A 14,317-nucleotide genomic window follows, 5' to 3' on the forward strand; every position below is an offset into this window, starting at 1 on the left:
AGCTTCCGCTCCGGCCAAGAAAGCCAAAAAAGTAGCCAAGAAAGACGCTTCCGCTCAGAAAGCTCAGGCTGCTGAAGCTTCCGCTCCGGCCAAGAAAGCCAAAAAAGTAGCCAAGAAAGACGCTTCCGCTCAGAAAGCTCAAGCTGCTGACGCTTCCGCTCCGGCCAAGAAAGCCAAGAAAGTAAAGGCTAAGAAGGACGCTTCCGCTCAGAAAGCCCAAGCTGCTGACGCTTCCGCTCCGGCCAAGAAAGCCCACAAAAAGCACGCTAAAAAGCACGCTGCCAAAAAAGTAGATGCTTCCGCTCAGAAAGCCCAAGCTGCTGACGCTTCCGCTCCGGCCAAGAAAGCTCACAAAAAGCACGCTAAAAAGCACGCTGCCAAGAAAGTAGACGCTTCCGCTCAGAAAGCCCAAGCCGCTGCTTCCGCTGCTGACGCTTCCGCTCCGGCCAAGAAGGCTCACAAAAAGCACGCTAAAAAGCACGCTGCCAAGAAAGTAGACGCTTCCGCTCAAAAAGCCCAAGCCGCTGCTTCCGCTGCTGACGCTTCCGCTCCGTCCAAGAAAGCTCACAAAAAGCACGCTAAAAAGCACGCTGCCAAGAAAGTAGACGCTTCCGCTCAGAAAGCCCAAGCTGCTGACGCTTCCGCTCCGGCCAAAAAGCACGCTGCCAAAAAGCACCACGCTAAAAAGCACCACGCTAAAAAGCACGCTGCCAAGAAAGCTGACGCTTCCGCTCAGAAAGCCCAAGCCGCTGAAGCTTCCGCTCCGGCAAAAAAGGCTAAAAAAGCCGCTTCCGCTGCCAAGTAATCAGCACGGAATCGACAGCTGACCCCGGTTGGCTGTAAGTCTTACCTTCGGGGCGCTTCGGCGCCCCGATTGCATTGGAAAATACCTTATGCTGCGATCTGCCCTGCTTGCCCTGAGCCTGTGTCTGCTGCCGTTGGCAGCCCAAGCCAAACCTACTGCCGAACAGCTGATCCTGTTCTTTGGCAAAGATGATCGCGTCAAGACCGATCCGGACAGTGGGCTGTGGCAAGCCGTGGGCCAGCTGGAAACCAAAAGCCATCTGGTCTGCACCGCCACCCTGGTGGCAGAGGATGTGGTAGTGACTGCCGGTCATTGTTTCATCAACCGGCATGGCCGCTTTGATCCCGCCATCAGCTTTACGGTAGGCCTGGCCGGCAAGGAATACAGCGAGCAGAGCACCATTCGTGAAGTTCAGGTGGACAAGGCCTTTCTGGCCGGGCTGGAACACCGCCCGGACGGTACCTATATCCCCAAAAAAATAGCCGGGCGCGATTTCGCCTTTGTCCGGCTCAGCCAACCTCTGGGCCGCAGCCGCGGGGTGATTCCGGTGTTTGCCGGCGACAGCCAGGCGCTGAAACAACAGCTGCAAGGCATCCATAACACGGTCACCAATGGCGGTTACCCGCTGGATGACCTTACTCACCTGCTGGTGCATAACAACTGCAAAGCCACCGGGCTGCTGGCTGATGGCCGCCTGACCCACCGTTGCGACACGCTGGAAGGCAATAGCGGCTCGCCCATCCTGGCCAGCATCAATGGCCGCATGACGCTGATCGGCATCCAGAGCTCGGCCCCGATCGCGTCCCGCCGCCACAAGGAAGACAATATGGCGCTGTCCAGCCCGGTGTTCTACCAGCAGCTGCAGCAGTTCATCCAGCAAGGCAGCGTCAGGAAATGACAACAGGGGCCGCAGCCCCTGTATTCATGCAATACCTGCAGCAGACTGCCGGCTGAGCTACACGCCGAGCACCTGCTGTTGCAGGGCGATCAGCTCGCAAATACCCTTCTTGGCCAGCTGCATCATGGCAGCCATTTCCTCTTCGCTGAACGGTTCGCCTTCCGCCGTGCCTTGCACTTCCACAAAGCGGCCATTGCCGGTCATCACCACATTCATGTCGGTTTCGCAGTCCGAATCTTCCAGATAATCCAGATCCAGCACAGCTTCACCCTGATGGATACCAACCGAAATGGCGGCTACAAAATCCCGCAGCGGGCTTTGTGTCAGCTTGCCTTGGGCGATCAGGCCGTTGATGGCATCATGCAAGGCAACAAAGGCACCGGTAATGCTGGCGGTACGAGTGCCGCCATCGGCCTGGATGACATCGCAGTCGATCTGGATCTGACGCTCGCCCAGTTTTTCCATATCCACCACTGCACGTAGTGAGCGGCCAATCAGGCGCTGGATTTCCTGGGTACGACCGCTTTGCTTGCCAGCAGCCGATTCGCGCCGCATGCGGCTGCCAGTGGAGCGCGGCAGCATGCCGTATTCGGCCGTCACCCAGCCCTTGCCCTTGCCCTTGAGAAAACCAGGTACGGATTCATCCACGCTGGCAGTGCAAATGACTTTGGTATCGCCAAACTCCACCAGCACCGAGCCCTCGGCATGCTTGGTGTAGTGGCGGGTAAGACGGATGGCGCGCAAGGCGTCGGCATTTCTTTGGGAAGGTCGCATCTTGATAATTCCAGTATGAAACAAGCGCTGCGCATGCCTTACGGCATGCGCAGCCTGAATGATTGGGGCAGCAGACTACACGGATCAGCTCTGTTTGCCGGAGGGGCTGGCCAGACGGCTGGCAAGAATCTCCTGATGCATCAGCTCCAGATTCGGATCCAGGATGACCCGGCCACTGTGGCGTGGCGGAGTAACCAGGGTGTCCAGCACATCAGGCTTGCCTGCAATGTCTGCAGCATCGTCCAGCAGGGTTACCGCTACCGCCGACAGATTGTCACCGGCACTGCCGGCACGCCGCTCGGCCACATTCATCAGTGCAGGCATCACCTGGCCAACAGCACGGCCAATGAATACCTTCTCCATTTCTCCATCGCTGATCTGCGACCACAACCCATCCGAGCACAGCACCACGGAAGAACCGGCCTGCAGGAACTGCTTCTCGCCAATATCGATATCCGGATCGGTAGTGGCACCCAGGCAGTTGTAGATCTTGTTGCGTTCCGGATGGGTGCGCGCCCCTTCCTCGGTGAGCTTGCCCTGATCAATCATGCGTTGAACCTGAGAGTGGTCACGCGAGCGCAGTAGCAGGCCCTGCTTGCTGTCCAGCAGATACAGGCGTGAATCGCCAACATGACACCAGTACAACATGCCCTGCTGGATGATGGCTGCCACCACGGTAGTGCTGGGGATTTCTGGCAAGCGCTGGTCGGCCGCATAGTCGAGAATGGCCTGATGGGTGGAGCTGATGGCATTGACCAGAAAGCGGTTGGGATGCGACAGCGTCGGCGTGGCTTGCTGGTAAAACAGTTCGCTCATCAGATCGATGGTGATCTGTGCGGCCACCTCACCTTGCAAATGCCCTCCCATACCATCGGCCACCACCAGCATCACGGCTTCGCGGGAATGGGCAATGACCTGACGGTCCTGATTATAGGAGCGGCCACCGATACGGCTTTCCTGATATATGGATAGTTTCATCGGGTACTCCTCAGGAAGAACGGCCGCCAGCCAGGCCCTTGATCCAGCCGACCAGTTTTTTGGCGGCAATGGCAGATTCGGGCATAGGCTCGGGTTTGCTGTAGTCGGTTTCAAGCAGGCGCTTCTGGATGGTCATCACACTCGGTGGTCGTGCATCCGGAGCCAGCATCAGGCATTGGTCCGTCAATTCAAGCAGCTCTCTGGAATAATAGTGGCGGAACAACTTGCTGGCCGATGCCAGTTTGTCATCCGCCATACGGTCATGCGCAATTTGCGGCGTCCTGCCACCCATGCAGACATACAAGCAGGCACCAATGGCGTAAATATCGGTCCACGGCCCCAGCGGCTGGTCCTTCTCATACTGCTCCGGCGCAGCAAAACCTGGGGTGTACATGGAGGCAAAATGCTTGTCACGACGCGACAAGGTTTGCCGGGCGGCACCGAAATCCAGCAACAGCGGGTGCCCGCCACGGCGCAGGTAGATGTTTGCCGGCTTGATATCCAGGTGTAGCAGGCGATGCAGATGCACCTCGCGCAGACCAGACAACAGCGCGGCAAACCACTTGCGCAGGCGACGCTCTTCGATGCGCCCGCCGGCCACTTCCAGCTCGCGTCCCAGCGAGCGGCCGTCGGCATACTCCATCACCATGTATACGGTCTGGTTGGCACGAAAGAAATTGCTGACATGCACCACATTGTTATGGCTGATTTCCGCCAGAATGCGGCCTTCTTCAAAAAAGCACTTCAGGCCCAGATTAAAGGCATCGCGGTCCAGTTCGTGTGGCACGGTAATCATGCCTTCATCGTCGCGCTCGGCCAGATTGCGCGGCAGGTATTCCTTGATGGCGTACTTGCGGTCGGCATCGTCCAGCGCCAGATAGACCACGCTGAAACCGCCTACGGACAGCTGGCGGACAATGGTGTACTCGGCCAGGCGATAGCCCACCGGCAAGGCAGTCAGTTGGCTGGATTGAGTCATGACATGGCAGTTGCTATAGTGTTCGTTGGCCCGGAATTGAGCTACAACAGCAATTCGGGCCCTGTTCTGTTTTTACTGATACCACTACGGGGGCCCACAATGATTCTAAGTATGACAGGCTTTGCATCCATCAGCAGAGACTTTCCCGGCGGCTTGCTCAGCCTGGAAGTCCGTGCCGTCAACCACCGCTATCTCGATGTGCAGATGCGCCTGCCGGAAGAGCTGCGGGTCATCGAACCGCAGCTGCGTGAGATGGTGTCATCTCGCGTCACCCGTGGCAAGTTGGAATGCCGTGTCGGGCTGAACCAGCTGGAGTCGGATAACCCCACGCTGGAGCTCAATACCGATTTTCTGGCCAGTCTGCTACAAGTAGCCGCGCAGGTGGAAAAACAGGCTCCGCAAGCCAAAGGTCTGTCAGTCGGCGAACTGCTGCGCTGGCCAGGCACCCTGAAGAGCAATACCCTGGCACCGGAAGTGCTGCAGCAACTTTGCCTGCAAAGCCTGGCTACCGCACTGGAAGACTTCAACGCATCACGTGGCCGCGAGGGCGAGAAGCTCAAGCAGATCCTGCAGGATCGGGTTAGCGCCATGGAAACCATCATCGCCGGTATCAAGCCCAAGCTGCCGCTGATTCTGGAAGCCTATATGAACAAGCTGTCCGGCCGTCTGCAAGAAGCGCTGGGCAATGTGGAAGACGACCGCATCAAGCAAGAGTTCGCTCTGTTCGCCCAGAAGATTGATGTCGATGAAGAACTCTCCCGTCTGACCACCCACCTGACTGAGGTAAAACGCATTCTCAAGACAGGTGGCCAGACCGGCAAACGCCTTGACTTCCTGATGCAGGAGCTCAACCGGGAAGCCAACACCCTGGGTTCCAAGTCGGTGTCCACCGAAACCACCCAGGCCTCGGTAGAACTGAAAGTTCTGATAGAACAGATGCGCGAGCAGATCCAGAATATCGAGTAAACTTTCATATCGTGTCACACCGTGGCACCGAACCAACAGAAGCCCCGCCAGCCGGGGCTTTTGTGATTTCAGCCCATGCAACACCACGCCGCGCTTACCTCTCTTTACACCTGTAACACCATGCAAGTATCCGTTACGACTTAGAATGCCGGCTCGGACACAAGGAATACATGATGATGATGAAGGTGGTATGGCTGAGCGTGCTGGTAGGCAGCTTGGCGGGCTGCAGCTATGGAGAAATGCTAGACACCATTCCTGCCGGACAGCCTCGGCCTTATCAGCCATCATTGCCACCCGCGGTTCAGATCCTGTCACCGGCACCGGAGGAAACCAGCTTCCTGCAAGCGGATGCTTGCATGCAGTGCCGGGAAGGCGATCGCTTTCACCGTTTCATCCATGGCGATCCGGATGTACGCAAATCCCGCATCCCGCGCAACGCGGCACTGGCCGATGATGCCGGCATAGCCAAGAAACAGTGGGTGGATCAAGTCCGGACCGCAGTCTACTTCTCCAAACACATACGCCTGGCCAATGGAGAAACTCTGTTCAAGCTCATTCAGCAGTGCTCTTCCGGCTGGGACAGCCCGCAAACCCAGGCGGTGGTATCCCGACAAAACAAAATGGCCAGCGGCTTTGACATCCAGTATCTGATCCGCTTCAAGAAATACGGCCAGCCCATCGGACTGGAAATGCGTGCAGCCTTCATCCGTAAAGGGATGCATATACAGGCTGACAATCCGTTTGCGGACGCCCTGCTGCGTGATCCTGACTTTATGCAAGCTAACCAGTTGCGTTGTTGGAATGACTGAATTGCTGCAATCACTGACGCAGATGGCAGCAACATCTTTTCATTTTGCATTTTTTTACCTTGATTACTGATGAGCAGGCGCGCGGCCACCGGACAGCCACGTTAAGATGCCTACGGCAAAATGACCGAGGCTGGAATATTGTCCCGGCAGACCATCTCCTTGGATGCACAACCACGATCACGGACCTCACCTTTGCTTCCACAACACCCGACCATTCCGAAATTCATGCACCTGTGCCGCCTGGCCCTACCCTGTCTGCTGCTCGGTGCAGCCCTGCTGGCTGGCTGTACAACAGCGGAATATACGGTGTTTGAATACCGTAATGGCAGCAAGATCATTGACGGGGAAGGCGGCAGCAAGCGTGTGGTGGATGGCGTGGAAATCTGGGATGCGGGAGATCCGCCACATCGTTACCGGATCATGGGCATGATCCGTGTCAGTGACTACGACATGGCCACGGTAAACGGCACCATGCTGCGTGCCATCGCGCAGCAAGTCAGGCGTGCAGGCGGCAGCGCCGCCATTTTACTGACCAGCAATGGCGGCATGCGGGGCGCGGTGGACAGCATGGCCTGGCGGGAACGATTGGGGACGCCGCAGGAAAACGGTTACCGGGTGCTGCGCGCACTGGTGGTGCAATACCTGCCGGAGCAAGCGAGCGCACCGGCGGCGGCAGCAACCGTCGTCAGCAAACCGGTGAAAGCGGTCAAACCGACTCGCTAAGCTGCTTGACCAGAAGATCGGCCTCAACACTGCGGAACTGCAAGTCCTGCCCATGTGCGCACAGTGCGGCCCCTGCACCAACCAGGCGTTCCAGTTCATCTACAGTAAGTTTGCCGGTAATGGGGGCAATGGCCTGTGCCAGCAATAGCGGAATGGCCGACAGGCTGACGGGCTCCACCGGTGGATGGGTTTGCATCAGGCTTAGAATATCAATGGCATCCATCACAGCCTCCTGCCAGTGTTTTCCTGTCTGGAATGCAGTGTTAGAGCATATGGCCCGGCATATCGTTCAGTTGAACCCGTACTTCACTTCGGCACGGTATTGATGACGTTGCAGCGGACAATTTCTTCCCACTCATCCAGACTCAGGTTGATTTCCTCGACATCAGGCTTGCGCTGTTCAACATCCTTCCGCCGCTCATGCCCGGTAGGAGAACTGCCATCCTTCTGCCGACGATCCTTGCCCGAACGCCGTTCTTCATTGTGTTTTCTTTGTTTGAATGTAGTCATCAGCAGCCCCCCGACAGCCATTGGGCGAATACTTCCAATGTAGTACACCACGCCACAGGACTAAACCTGACTCCATGCATGCGGATGGACAATGGCCAGATATGGCAGCAGGAAGTCCGTATCCGCACTCCCCTACGCACTGGCATTGAACTAGGCTGTGATTTTGACCACTCAGGAATGCATCATGCTGGAGTTGCGACCGAGCTGTGAGCAATGCCGCCGTGCGCTGCCACCGGAATCTACGGTGGCACGCATCTGTTCATTTGAGTGTACCTTCTGCGCCGATTGCGCAGCACTACTGCAGCACTGCTGCCCCAATTGCGGCGGCAATCTGGTACCACGTCCCATCCGTCCAGAACGTGACAGTCGTAATGGCAATGATCTACAACATTACCCAGCCGGAACACGGGAGGTATATCAGCCAACTGATCTGCAGGAGCACACGCGCTGGCTGGACAGCAGAGGCATCAAGCCCACATGAAACAGGCCCGCTGCGAGCGGGCCTGTTCACGGGAGCAAGGTAGCCGGGGTCAGTTTTGCTGCCAGATCAAGCGGGCGATGGCAGCAGAATCCAGCTCACCCTCACCTTGCTCCACCAATTGCCGGATCAATCCTTCAACCCGCTCGGCTTCCGGCAGACGGATGCCCAGCTGCTGGGCAGTATCCAGCACAATACCCATATCTTTCAGATGCAAATGCGCCTTGAAGCCTGGCGTATAGTTGTCATCGATCATGCGCTGGCCATGGATGTCCAGCACGCGGCTCTGGGCGAAACCACCCAGCAGGGCTTCCCGTACCGGTGCCGGGTCCACACCGCAGGCCTTGGCCAGTTTCATCACCTCGGCAACCGCGGCCACGCCGACACCGACAGCGATCTGGTTACATGCCTTGGCCACTTGCCCGGCACCAGAATCACCAATATGAGTGATGGTCTTGCCCATGGCCTCCAGGGCCGGGCGCACTTTTTGCAGCGCATCTGCCTTGCCACCCACCATGATGGTCAGCGTGCCATTAACCGCACCAACCTGGCCACCAGAAACCGGGCAATCCAGAAAATCAACACCGGCAGAAGCCAGTCGGCCAGCAATTTCCCGCGCACCGATGGGAGAGATGGTACTCATGTCGACACATACCAGGCCAGGCTTGGCACCATGTACGGCACCATTCTCACCCAGCAGTACATGCTCAACATCCTTGGTATCGGACACATTGGTAATCAGCACCTCCACCTGGGCTGCCAGTTGCGCCGGGCTGTCTGCCCAGGTGGCTCCGGCGTCCAGCGCTGCAGCCGCCCGCTCGCGCTGGCGTGACCAGACGGTAACGGCATGGCCGGCTTTCAACAGGTTCAACACACAGGGCAGGCCCATGATGCCCAGGCCGATATAACCGACTTTCATATCCACTCCAGCAGTATGCAGAGACAAAGCATAAGATTACCGCAATCTGGTGCGGTGAAGGAGATGGTGTTCAGAAATTTCAGCGGCGACTAGCAAGGCATGCACAGCCCGAAAACCGTTTGGCAGAAATCAGGAAGATGGCTGGCTGTCACGCCGCCCGGCCAACCAGGATTCAAACTCGAAGTCGGCACCGGTAGCCTTGTTTTCCAGGAAATAAACAAAGGCCAGAATTTCTGCTACCGCGCGGTAGAGCTCTTCCGGAATATGCCGGTCCAGATCAACCTGCATCAGCAATGACACCAGCTCTGGCGAATCGTGCACAAATACGCCAGCATCCTTGGCTCGGTCAATGATGCGCTCCGCCAGTTGGCCATACCCCTTGGCCACTACCGTTGGCGAGCGCTGGCCTTCCCGGTAGGCTAGTGCTACGGCTGACTTGCGGTGATCCTCAGTCTTGGGTGACTGTGCCATTTTTCACCGCCAGATTGGCCAGAGTCAGGCCCGCGGCCTCCATGCCGCTTTGTAACTGATTTGCATGTTGCTGGATCAATCCGCTGGCCTCATCTTCTTCCGCCACAAATGATACCTGCACGCTTTGTCCCACCAACCTGACCCGCGCCGACAAGCCGCCAAGCGCAGGCAGGTTGAGTGACAGCGATGTACTCCAGACACCGACGTCATCGGCACCCAGGCTCGCGGTGCGCTCATTGGTATGTTCCTGCTGGATCTGCAGTTGCATGGGCTGGCCCGGCCAGGCATAGCCATTGAGCTGCAGTTGCTGGTTTTCCACAATATCCAGCTGGCGCTGAACCAGATTGGCCAGCTCCGGTGCTACCGTACGCGGACTAAGGGTGTTTGTGCTGCTTGCTTTCTCGGGTGTGGGACTGGCCAGATCATCATTCAGCTTGCTCAACAGTCGCGACTGTGGCTCCTGCTGCACCTGGGCGAGGTTATGGCGTCCGTCCAGCCATTCCTTGAGGTGGGATTCGTAAAACAACCCGCTCTGGCTGATATTGCTTTTCAGATCCTGCGCCGTCGCTGCCGGAGGCTGCTTGGCGGCATCGAGGCTTAGATCGGTTGCCGGAAGGCCGGGTTTGCTGGTTTGCAGCATGCCGGTAAGGTATTTCGATGCCGGACTGAGCTGCACCTCGACCGAGCCATCTTGTGCGGCCTCGGTGGTTTGCTCCTGCAAAGCAAAACTGAGCGTCGGGGCCAGATTGGCCACCTTGAGCGACAGGGTATTGCCGCTGACGGTCATACCCTGTGGCACGTCCAGGCTAAACAGGCTGTTCTTGATCAGAACAGACAGTTGCTGACCATTGTTCTTGCTGTCCACCACCTGGGCAGTCACCTGCTCCCCGAGCATCAGCGGAGGCAGTTTGGCCGGTACAACGCTGGCATCCAGCAGGGCCTTCCCGCCTTCCAGCAACAGCCGTACCGAGGAGACGGTTTGCGGTGCAAGCGTACCGCTTGCAATGGTGGGCGGCAGGGACGGGATCATGAGGTGGAATTGTTTCGGTAAAGGGAGATGATCAGTTCGGCCTCGCTACGGGAAATGCCACACTGGCTGGCAACCTCGGAGGCTGAAATGCCTTTCTTGATCATTTCTATTGCCTGGTTGTAGGGACTGAGGCTGGCAGGCTCGCTACGGGACTGTTGCTCAAGCCGCGCCATCAGACGTGCGAGATCCCGTTGCAAGGTGCTGATTTGCTGCTGTTGTTGATCCAGATACATGGTGGTCAGACTGTCGCGCCGGTTTTCCAGCCGCTGCAGACGCCAGTACAAATAGCCGCAGACGACTGACAGTGCCAGCAGCAGCAACACGACAATATAGAAAAAGGGCGAACCGGACATGATGAAACCCTCACGCAGCGCTTTTTCTAAGTGTATGGTGAAACCGGCAGTAACCCAAGCCGGTCTTTACGAAGTGTATGTCTTCAGTAGTCGATTATTCTGGCTGACCGTCTGCATTTCATCACGCATCTGGCCTATCCAGTTGGCAATTTCTCGCTGCAAATGTTCGCGCTGGGCAATCAGCAAGATGACTCGTTCACGTGTTGCATCCGGCAGGCTGGCCACTTCCACTTGTAATTGCGGCAACAAGGTGGCCAGTTCGCTTTCCTGTTGTTCGGACAACCGGGTTACCAAGTCAAAATCGCGGGCTTCACAGGCAGCCAGCGCCTGGTTCAGTGTCGCCAACATCGCATCGATTTGCGCGGGCTGGATGCTAGTTTTCATGGCGACACCTCATCGGAGCAATCTCAGTAAGCACTGCTGGCGGCACTGGTTGACATGCTGGAACGGTTGAGTTCCTGCCAGGCAGGCAGGATGGTTTCCAGCAGGCGGCGCACTTCTGCCAGAATTTCCAGGTCATTCTTCAGGTTGGCAATGCTCATCCGCTGCTTCATGTAGATGTAGAGGTCGTTCAGATTAGCGGCGGCGTCACTGCCCTGTTGCAGGTCGAGTGATTCACGCAGGCCATCGATGATGTCGATGGTTTTGGACACCAGCCGCGCCTTTTCATCGTAACGCTGCGCCTCGATGGCATAACCGGCCTGGTTAATGGCCTTGATCGCACCTTCATACAACAACACCACCAGTCCGACCGGGCTGGCACCATACACTGCAGCCTTCAGGGCATCGTCTTCATAAGCCTTGTTGAACTGCTTGAGCATCTTGGAATTCAGCATGATTCTTTACCGTTTGGTTCTGTCCTAGGCCAGCAGGTTGGCCAGATTGCTGGTCGATTGCTGCATTTTCGACAATACGGCATTCAACGCTGTGTATTGCTGGGTATACATGGTCTGGCGTGCGCTCAGCTTGGCACTCAGACTGGTTTGCAAACTGGTTTCCGACGTGATCAGGCTGTTGATGGATGTCTTGCTGGTTTCAATCACCCCGTTCGGGCCCAGCAAATCATTCACCGCCGAACTCAGACGGTCGCCAAAACCTGTACTGCTGGCATTACCGAACAAATTGGCCACCGCCGTCGGATTGGCGCTAAGCGCCTTGTTGAAGGCAGTCTGGTCCAGTTTGAGCGTGCCATCCTTCTGGATCGAAATCCCGGCCTGAGCCAGATAGGCATAGGAAGTGGTCGCATCGACACCCGGAATCTGGGTACTCAGAATGCTGGTGAGCTTTTGCTGGATCGCCAGTACCGAGGCATTGGCCTTCAGGCTGCCGGAACGTGCAGAGTCTACCGCAGATTTCACCTGATTGTAGGCATCAACAAAACCTTGCAGCGAAGTGGCAATGCCGCTGCTGTCCGATGTCATGGTGATGGTGGACTGGCCCAGCTTGGTGATGTCCACATTGGCCCCGGAAATGACATTGGTCAGGTGATTACTACCGGAGGACACGCTGACGCCGTTGACGGTCAGCAAGGCATCGCTAGCCGCAGTGGATTCACCTGCCGCCGTGGTACTTTGGCTTAAGCCGGCCAGCGTCGAGCCGGAAGTCGAGCCGGAATCGGTACCACCTGCCTTGATGGTGAAGGCGTTGTCACTACCTGAGTTGGACGAGGCAAGTACCAGCTTGTACTCACCATTATTCTGTACGACAGAGGCGTTCACTCCGGCACCGCTCTGGTTGATACGGTCGGAAATGGACTGCAGGCTGACGGTATCGGTAGCACTGGGCGTCAGATTGATGACGGTATCCTTGCCGGCCACGGTCAGCGTCAGCGAGGTTGGCGCACCGCTCAGGGTTGCCTTGGGATCGGTGACGGCACTGCTGCCAACGCGATCGAACACCAGTTGGCGCGACTTGGCCAGTTGGGTCACATTCAGTGCATAGCTGCCAGCAACCCCACCGGTGGTCGTCGCTACGCTGGCAATGCTGGTATCGGTGGAACTGGCCTTGAACTGCTGCAGGAAGGCTCCAGTCGACATTTTGCTGGCGGAGCTTTGCAAGGCAGACAGTGCAGAGCTGATCTGACCAATCGAACTCAGCTGGGTATTGTATTTGCTGGAACGCTGCTGACTGGCTTGCAGAGGCTGCTGCTCGATGGTCATCAACTGGCTGACAATGGACTGGACATCCAGTGTGCCGACACTGGTCGTAATCGAAGCCATCTTGCATTACCTCCTTTACTGAAGGGGCATGGCCGCTCTCAGGCTTTATCCTTGAGCAGCAATCCCCTGAAATCGTCAATCGCCTTGGCGATGCGGATCGCATCTTCCGACGGAATCTGCCGAATGACTTTTTGTGTTTCCTGATCCACCACCTTGACGACCTGGATATTGGTTTCCTTGTCTACAGAAAACTCCAGCTGGCTGGAGTAAAGCTTGGCCACGTCGTTCAACTGCTTGACCGAGTTCTGCAACTCAAGTGGATCGGCCTTTTTCTGCTTCGTTCCATCACTGGTGGCATTTTGCGCCTGGCTTTGCCCTACGGCAACGACACCATTGGTGGTATTCGGCAGCACCGAACTGGCGGTGGCGTCGGCTGTATTTCCTTGAGTCAGCTGATTCTGCTGGCGCGCGGTCGGCGTGCTTGTCAAAGGAAGGACAGGACCATTTGTAGATGATATTTGCATGGCAGCGACTCCCGTACAAACGGCCCCGGTCAGCATGCCAACCGAGGCCGGTTCTTCAGCTTATGCTATCAATGTAGCTTACTGCAGCAGCGTCAGGGCCGACTGAGACAGAGAGTTAGCCTGTTTCAGGATGGAAGTACCAGCCTGTTGCAGAATCTGGTTCTTGGTCAGGTTGGCCGTTTCCGATGCGAAGTCCACATCCACGATACGGCTGTTGGCTGCGGTCAGGTTGGTGACGTAGTTTTGCAGGTTGGCAACCACGGCATCAAAACGGTTCTGTACCGCACCGAAGGTGGAACGGATGTTCGACACGGTACCGATATCCGCATCCAGGGCCGACAGCTGAGCCTGGGCACCAGTCTGGCTCAGTACGTTGATCGTTGCGCTATTGGTCAGCGACGAGTTGTACGACGACAGCTGGGTGGTCAGGTCGGAAGCCGATACCGATACGGTGTTGTCGGTAGAACCGGAGGAACCCACCTGGAAAGTCAGGGTGTTACCACCGGACAACAGCTTGGTGCCGTTGAACTGGGTGGTTTGTACAATACGCGAAATTTCCTGGGTCAGCTGGTCAACTTCTTTTTGCAGCTGCGAACGGTTAGTGTCGCTAACCGAGCCGTTGGCGGACTGGGTAGCAATTTCACGGATACGCTGCAGGTTGTTGCCGATCTGACCCAGCGCGCCTTCAGCCGTCTGGCCTACGGAGGTACCGTCGTTGGCGTTACGGATGGCCTGGTTGTTACCACGGATGGCGGCAGTCAGGGTTTGGGAAATGGCCAGGCCGGCAGCATCATCCTTGGCACTGTTTACGCGCAGACCGGAGGACAGGCGTTGCAGGGACAGGTTGAGCGAAGAACTGGAGTTGCTCAGGTTGTTCTGTGCGGTGAGCGACGCAATATTGGTGTTGACGGTAAGTGCCATGATGATTCTCCTTAGAGCAT

Annotated in this window: 20 protein-coding genes; 6 read left to right on the forward strand and 14 right to left on the reverse strand. The window is 57.0% G+C overall.

Annotated features, from left to right (window positions below):
• Positions 1-805, forward strand: an 805-nt coding sequence (locus tag QVF59_RS06520) for a hypothetical protein (protein ID WP_287878198.1), incomplete at its 5' end; no start/stop codon positions are given.
• Between the two features lie 88 nt (positions 806-893).
• On the forward strand, positions 894-1,703 hold the full coding sequence (locus tag QVF59_RS06525; RefSeq protein WP_287878200.1) for a trypsin-like serine peptidase: 810 nt from the start codon (positions 894-896) through the stop codon (positions 1,701-1,703).
• A 57-nt stretch (positions 1,704-1,760) separates the two neighbouring features.
• Here the strand turns inward: QVF59_RS06525 and rph are convergent, their stop codons facing one another.
• The 3 genes from rph to QVF59_RS06540 all read right to left on the reverse strand — a co-directional run bounded on the left by rph (position 1,761) and on the right by QVF59_RS06540 (position 4,434).
• On the reverse strand, positions 1,761-2,477 hold the full coding sequence (rph, locus tag QVF59_RS06530; protein WP_287878202.1) for a ribonuclease PH: 717 nt from the start codon (positions 2,475-2,477) through the stop codon (positions 1,761-1,763).
• A gap of 84 nt (positions 2,478-2,561) precedes the next feature.
• Positions 2,562-3,455 carry a PP2C family protein-serine/threonine phosphatase gene (locus QVF59_RS06535; protein ID WP_159879630.1) on the reverse strand — a complete coding sequence of 298 codons (894 nt, stop codon included), beginning with the start codon at positions 3,453-3,455 and terminating at the stop codon, positions 2,562-2,564.
• Between the two features lie 10 nt (positions 3,456-3,465).
• Entirely contained in the window at positions 3,466-4,434 is a 969-nt protein-coding gene (locus tag QVF59_RS06540) for a serine/threonine protein kinase (protein WP_159879632.1), read from the reverse strand.
• Between the two features lie 99 nt (positions 4,435-4,533).
• Here QVF59_RS06540 and QVF59_RS06545 point away from each other — a divergent pair, with 99 nt between their 5' ends.
• From QVF59_RS06545 to QVF59_RS06555, 3 genes are all read left to right on the forward strand, one after another.
• Entirely contained in the window at positions 4,534-5,400 is an 867-nt protein-coding gene (locus QVF59_RS06545; RefSeq protein ID WP_159879634.1) for a YicC/YloC family endoribonuclease, read from the forward strand.
• A 170-nt stretch (positions 5,401-5,570) separates the two neighbouring features.
• The gene (locus QVF59_RS06550) at positions 5,571-6,209 is read left to right on the forward strand and encodes a hypothetical protein (protein ID WP_159879636.1); all 639 of its coding nucleotides are present in this window, start codon (positions 5,571-5,573) and stop codon (positions 6,207-6,209) included.
• Between the two features lie 225 nt (positions 6,210-6,434).
• The gene (locus QVF59_RS06555) at positions 6,435-6,932 is read left to right on the forward strand and encodes a hypothetical protein (protein ID WP_287878207.1); all 498 of its coding nucleotides are present in this window, start codon (positions 6,435-6,437) and stop codon (positions 6,930-6,932) included.
• On the opposite strand, the gene QVF59_RS06560 is transcribed toward QVF59_RS06555, so the two are convergent.
• Positions 6,916-7,155, reverse strand: a complete 240-nt coding sequence (locus QVF59_RS06560) for a hypothetical protein (RefSeq protein WP_159879640.1) — start codon at positions 7,153-7,155, stop codon at positions 6,916-6,918. The two genes, QVF59_RS06555 and QVF59_RS06560, sit on opposite strands and share 17 nt — an antisense overlap.
• Before the next feature lie 83 nt (positions 7,156-7,238).
• Complete coding sequence (locus tag QVF59_RS06565; RefSeq protein WP_159879642.1) at positions 7,239-7,442, reverse strand: hypothetical protein; 204 nt, start codon at positions 7,440-7,442, stop codon at positions 7,239-7,241.
• A 184-nt stretch (positions 7,443-7,626) separates the two neighbouring features.
• Here QVF59_RS06565 and QVF59_RS06570 point away from each other — a divergent pair, with 184 nt between their 5' ends.
• Positions 7,627-7,923, forward strand: coding sequence for a DUF1272 domain-containing protein (locus QVF59_RS06570; protein ID WP_287878208.1), 297 nt, complete (start codon positions 7,627-7,629; stop codon positions 7,921-7,923).
• Between the two features lie 49 nt (positions 7,924-7,972).
• Here QVF59_RS06570 and QVF59_RS06575 read toward each other — a convergent pair whose 3' ends face one another.
• The 9 genes from QVF59_RS06575 to QVF59_RS06615 all read right to left on the reverse strand — a co-directional run bounded on the left by QVF59_RS06575 (position 7,973) and on the right by QVF59_RS06615 (position 14,297).
• Complete coding sequence (locus QVF59_RS06575; RefSeq protein ID WP_287878210.1) at positions 7,973-8,839, reverse strand: NAD(P)-dependent oxidoreductase; 867 nt, start codon at positions 8,837-8,839, stop codon at positions 7,973-7,975.
• Between the two features lie 129 nt (positions 8,840-8,968).
• Positions 8,969-9,310 carry an EscU/YscU/HrcU family type III secretion system export apparatus switch protein gene (locus QVF59_RS06580; protein WP_159879648.1) on the reverse strand — a complete coding sequence of 114 codons (342 nt, stop codon included), beginning with the start codon at positions 9,308-9,310 and terminating at the stop codon, positions 8,969-8,971.
• Positions 9,288-10,340, reverse strand: coding sequence for a flagellar hook-length control protein FliK (gene fliK, locus QVF59_RS06585; RefSeq protein ID WP_159879650.1), 1,053 nt, complete (start codon positions 10,338-10,340; stop codon positions 9,288-9,290). The genes QVF59_RS06580 and fliK overlap by 23 nt, the downstream gene beginning before the upstream one ends.
• Positions 10,337-10,693, reverse strand: coding sequence for a DUF2802 domain-containing protein (locus QVF59_RS06590; protein ID WP_159879652.1), 357 nt, complete (start codon positions 10,691-10,693; stop codon positions 10,337-10,339). The genes fliK and QVF59_RS06590 overlap by 4 nt, the downstream gene beginning before the upstream one ends.
• A 66-nt stretch (positions 10,694-10,759) precedes the next feature.
• A complete protein-coding gene (locus QVF59_RS06595; RefSeq protein ID WP_287878213.1) occupies positions 10,760-11,077 on the reverse strand; it encodes a hypothetical protein in 318 nt (105 codons plus the stop codon).
• A gap of 23 nt (positions 11,078-11,100) precedes the next feature.
• A complete protein-coding gene (gene fliS, locus QVF59_RS06600) occupies positions 11,101-11,529 on the reverse strand; it encodes a flagellar export chaperone FliS (RefSeq protein ID WP_159879656.1) in 429 nt (142 codons plus the stop codon).
• Between the two features lie 24 nt (positions 11,530-11,553).
• Positions 11,554-12,912: a flagellar filament capping protein FliD gene (fliD, locus tag QVF59_RS06605; protein ID WP_287878216.1), complete on the reverse strand. Its 1,359-nt coding sequence runs from the start codon at positions 12,910-12,912 to the stop codon at positions 11,554-11,556.
• Positions 12,913-12,950: 38 nt separating this feature from the next.
• On the reverse strand, positions 12,951-13,376 hold the full coding sequence (locus QVF59_RS06610; RefSeq protein WP_159879660.1) for a flagellar protein FlaG: 426 nt from the start codon (positions 13,374-13,376) through the stop codon (positions 12,951-12,953).
• Between the two features lie 78 nt (positions 13,377-13,454).
• On the reverse strand, positions 13,455-14,297 hold the full coding sequence (locus QVF59_RS06615) for a flagellin N-terminal helical domain-containing protein (RefSeq protein WP_159879662.1): 843 nt from the start codon (positions 14,295-14,297) through the stop codon (positions 13,455-13,457).
• Between the last annotated feature and the right edge of the window lie 20 nt (positions 14,298-14,317).

Source organism: Aquitalea sp., assembly GCF_030150775.1.
GTDB lineage: Bacteria > Pseudomonadota > Gammaproteobacteria > Burkholderiales > Chromobacteriaceae > Aquitalea > Aquitalea denitrificans.

Excerpts from the sequence above, each read along its gene's own strand:
- fliD (WP_287878216.1), bottom strand. The coding sequence starts at position 12,912 with ATGGCTTCGATTACGACCAGTGTCGGCACACTGGATGTCCAGTCCATT.
- QVF59_RS06545 (WP_159879634.1), top strand. The coding sequence starts at position 4,534 with ATGATTCTAAGTATGACAGGCTTTGCATCCATCAGCAGAGACTTTCCC.
- fliS (WP_159879656.1), bottom strand. The coding sequence starts at position 11,529 with ATGCTGAATTCCAAGATGCTCAAGCAGTTCAACAAGGCTTATGAAGAC.
- QVF59_RS06610 (WP_159879660.1), bottom strand. The coding sequence starts at position 13,376 with ATGCAAATATCATCTACAAATGGTCCTGTCCTTCCTTTGACAAGCACG.
- QVF59_RS06560 (WP_159879640.1), bottom strand. The coding sequence starts at position 7,155 with ATGGATGCCATTGATATTCTAAGCCTGATGCAAACCCATCCACCGGTG.
- QVF59_RS06575 (WP_287878210.1), bottom strand. The coding sequence starts at position 8,839 with ATGAAAGTCGGTTATATCGGCCTGGGCATCATGGGCCTGCCCTGTGTG.
- QVF59_RS06535 (WP_159879630.1), bottom strand. The coding sequence starts at position 3,455 with ATGAAACTATCCATATATCAGGAAAGCCGTATCGGTGGCCGCTCCTAT.
- QVF59_RS06565 (WP_159879642.1), bottom strand. The coding sequence starts at position 7,442 with ATGACTACATTCAAACAAAGAAAACACAATGAAGAACGGCGTTCGGGC.
- rph (WP_287878202.1), bottom strand. The coding sequence starts at position 2,477 with ATGCGACCTTCCCAAAGAAATGCCGACGCCTTGCGCGCCATCCGTCTT.
- QVF59_RS06555 (WP_287878207.1), top strand. The coding sequence starts at position 6,435 with ATGCACCTGTGCCGCCTGGCCCTACCCTGTCTGCTGCTCGGTGCAGCC.
- fliK (WP_159879650.1), bottom strand. The coding sequence starts at position 10,340 with ATGATCCCGTCCCTGCCGCCCACCATTGCAAGCGGTACGCTTGCACCG.
- QVF59_RS06525 (WP_287878200.1), top strand. The coding sequence starts at position 894 with ATGCTGCGATCTGCCCTGCTTGCCCTGAGCCTGTGTCTGCTGCCGTTG.
- QVF59_RS06570 (WP_287878208.1), top strand. The coding sequence starts at position 7,627 with ATGCTGGAGTTGCGACCGAGCTGTGAGCAATGCCGCCGTGCGCTGCCA.
- QVF59_RS06615 (WP_159879662.1), bottom strand. The coding sequence starts at position 14,297 with ATGGCACTTACCGTCAACACCAATATTGCGTCGCTCACCGCACAGAAC.
- QVF59_RS06540 (WP_159879632.1), bottom strand. The coding sequence starts at position 4,434 with ATGACTCAATCCAGCCAACTGACTGCCTTGCCGGTGGGCTATCGCCTG.
- QVF59_RS06580 (WP_159879648.1), bottom strand. The coding sequence starts at position 9,310 with ATGGCACAGTCACCCAAGACTGAGGATCACCGCAAGTCAGCCGTAGCA.
- QVF59_RS06595 (WP_287878213.1), bottom strand. The coding sequence starts at position 11,077 with ATGAAAACTAGCATCCAGCCCGCGCAAATCGATGCGATGTTGGCGACA.
- QVF59_RS06550 (WP_159879636.1), top strand. The coding sequence starts at position 5,571 with ATGATGATGATGAAGGTGGTATGGCTGAGCGTGCTGGTAGGCAGCTTG.
- QVF59_RS06590 (WP_159879652.1), bottom strand. The coding sequence starts at position 10,693 with ATGTCCGGTTCGCCCTTTTTCTATATTGTCGTGTTGCTGCTGCTGGCA.